Origin of the sequence: Rhizobacter sp., assembly GCF_035702065.1 — a bacterium.
Taxonomy (GTDB): domain Bacteria; phylum Pseudomonadota; class Gammaproteobacteria; order Burkholderiales; family Burkholderiaceae_C; genus Rhizobacter.
The window spans coordinates 1-2725 of sequence record NZ_DASSRA010000395.1 but is presented as its reverse complement, the minus strand read 5'-3'; the positions used below and the strand labels follow the sequence as shown (position 1 = coordinate 2725).

Here is a 2725-nt window from a genome sequence, read left to right as displayed (position 1 = left end):
GGCAGCGGCCGGGATCGGGTAGTAGGGGTCGCCCTCGGCGCAGGGGTACTCGCGCACGACCGAGGTGCCAGCGTGCTGCTGCCCGCTCAGGTGCTTGAACTCGGTGATGCGGGTGTAGGCGTGCTCGTTGGGGTGGTTCACGGTGCCCACCGACTGCAGTTGCGCGGTGTTCGGCAGGTGCTCGTGCTCGAAGCGGAGCGACCGGTACGGCAGCTTGCCGAGCCGGTGGCCGAAGTACTCGTCGATCGGGCCGGTGTAGATGGTGCGCTCACGCTTCAGGCTGTGGCGCACGGCCTGGAAGTCGACGCCGGTGCGCACCTCGATGTTCGGGTGGTCGAGCATGCGCTCGAACATGCGGGTGTAGCCCGCGAGCGGCATCGCCTGGAAACTGTCGGTGAAGTAGCGGTCGTCGTCGTTGGTGCGGGTGGGGATGCGCGCAGCCACGCCAGCCGACAGGTCACCCAGCTCCAGGCCCCACTGCTTGCGCGTGTAGCCGCGGAAGAACTTGTCGCACAGGTCCGGGCCCACCGAGTTGAGCACCACGTCTTCGCTGGTCTTGAGCGGTTGGCGCGGCGTGCGCACGCGCTCCAGGAACTCGGCGGCACCGGCCTCGTCGAGCGACAGGCCGTAGAGCTTGTTGATCGTCGTGCGGTTGATGGGGATGGGCAGCAGCTGGCCGTCGACCGAGGCGAGCACGCGGTGCTCGTAGGGGCGCCATTCGGTGAAGCGCGAGAGGAAGGCCACCACCTTGTCGCTGTTGGTGTGGAAGATGTGCGGGCCGTACTGGTGGATCAGCACGCCGTGGTCGTCGAGCTTGTCGAAGGCGTTGCCGGCGATGTGCGGCCGCTTGTCGATCACCACCACCTTGCGCCCGGCCTCGGCCAGCACGCGCGCACAGGTGGAACCGGCAAAGCCGGCGCCGACGATGAGATCGTTCATGGAAGAGCTTCCCTGCTTGGGCGGAGGTGAGAAAGAAGGCATCAGCGCAGCTGCGGCAGCACGCCCAGGCCGAGCGACCACAGCAGCGCGGTCGACTGCTGGCCGTCGTACAGCGCGTTGACGTAGGCCACGCGCAGGCTGTAGTGCTCGCTCTCGGCGGCCATCACGTCGAACAGCGAGCGGCGGCCCAGTTGCTGCCACTGCTGCATGGTGAAGTTGCGCAGGCGGTCGCTGTCGCGCAGCACGGTGACCACGCTGCGCGCCCGGTCGAAGGCGGCGGTGGCCTGCTCGTGCACCTCGGTCATGCGGAAGCGCCGCGCATCGAGCGCGTCTTCGCGCTGCAGCTTGGCGGCGGCGGCGCGCTTCTCGGACGAATCGACCTGGTAGCCCAGGGGCAGGTTGAACAGCGGCACGTTCACGTTGACGCCCGCCGCCCAGTTGGTGGAGTTGCCGACGCCGCGCGTCTGGTTGCCGTTGGCCACCACGCTCACCTGCGGCCAGCGCGAAGCGGCCACCGAGCGCGAGTAGGCCTCGGCCGCCTGGGCCTGGGCGGCCAGCTGGGCGATGTCGACCGCGCTTTCGGCCTGGGCCAGCAGGTCGGGCAGCGCGGGCGGTGCCAGCAGCAGGTTGGACAGGCCATCGGCCGGCGGCAGCGCGTCGCCCACGAAGCGGCGCAGGCGGGTTTCGATCTGGCGCACCATCGAGAGCGTCTGCTGCTGCGAGATGTCGGCCTGCTGCTGCGTCTTCTGCGCCTGCACAAGTTCGCTGGCGCGGCCGCGGTCGGCGCGCACGATGGTTTCCAGCGCTTCGACCAGGCAGCTCATCTTGCGCGAGTACTGCTGGTACACCTGCGCCTGCAGGCGGTAGCGGGCGCGCTCGACGGCGAGCGACACGGTCTGCAGGGCGACCTGCTCCTGCGCGTTGATCTCGCCCAGGCGGGCCGATTCGGCCAGGTTCTTGCGCCAGTCGACGAGCTGGCCGGTGCGGCCGGCGTCGAACAGCGGTGCGGTCAGCGTCACGCCGGCGCGGCCTTGCTTGCCGCTGACTTCTTCCACGTCGGTGAGCCGGTTCTGCGTGCCGCCGATGAAGCCGTTGGCGGTGACCTGCGGCCAGTAGCCGGCGCGCGCCTCGTCGACGTCGATCCTGGCGGCTTCGGCCAGCAGCTTGGTGGCGCCGATGGCCTGGCTGCGGCGCAGCGCCTCCATCACCATGTTCTGCAGGTTGATGCGGGCGGTGGCCGCGTCGATGGGGGCGCCGTTGGTGTTGCTGCTGGGTCGCGTCTCGACGTTGTCTTCATCGACGCAGCGGGCGTTCGCGGGCAGCAGCATGGCGGCCGTCACCAGGGCGGCGCACACGGGCAACAGGCGGGGCAAGGTCAAGGTCATCGGGACGAGCTCCAGGGGCTGCAACAGACCGCAGCGTTCCCCTCAGTACACCGCAGCGAGGGCTCACGTGATGGCCGGAAAGCGAGGCGGTTTCGCCGCCAATTCGGTGTTTGCAGGGTGTGAACGGCTGCTCAGAACCACTCCACCGGCAGTGCGAGGCCGGTGGTCTGCAAGAGCGCCTGGCGCTGGCGGCGGATCTCTTCAGACGGCGCGCGCCAGCGGCGGTAGATGTGCAGGAAGTCGACCACCACGGTGCTGTCGTTGGCGGCCGTCTGCGTGCCGCGGCGCGTGCCGGTGTTCACGTAGTCCTTGTGGACCACGGCGCCGCCGCCCTCGTAGTGGCAGGGCGTGGCCTTGGCGCACACCGAGAGCAGAAAGTCCCAGTCTTCGAGTGACTGCAG

General features: G+C 69.2%; 2 protein-coding genes and 1 pseudogene. All 3 read right to left on the bottom strand.

The genetic code is table 11. The features are described 5' to 3' along the window. On the bottom strand, positions 1-939 hold a 939-nt coding region (locus tag VFL64_RS17370), incomplete at its 3' end, for a UDP-galactopyranose/dTDP-fucopyranose mutase family protein (RefSeq protein WP_489541636.1). Positions 940-980: 41 nt separating this feature from the next. After that, on the bottom strand, positions 981-2324 hold the full coding sequence (locus VFL64_RS17365; RefSeq protein WP_489541635.1) for a TolC family protein: 1344 nt from the start codon (positions 2322-2324) through the stop codon (positions 981-983). 131 nt (positions 2325-2455) lie between these two features. Then, positions 2456-2725 (bottom strand): annotated as a pseudogene (locus VFL64_RS17360) (hypothetical protein); the annotation flags it as partial.

Excerpts from the sequence above, each read along its gene's own strand:
- VFL64_RS17365 (WP_489541635.1), bottom strand. The coding sequence starts at position 2,324 with ATGACCTTGACCTTGCCCCGCCTGTTGCCCGTGTGCGCCGCCCTGGTG.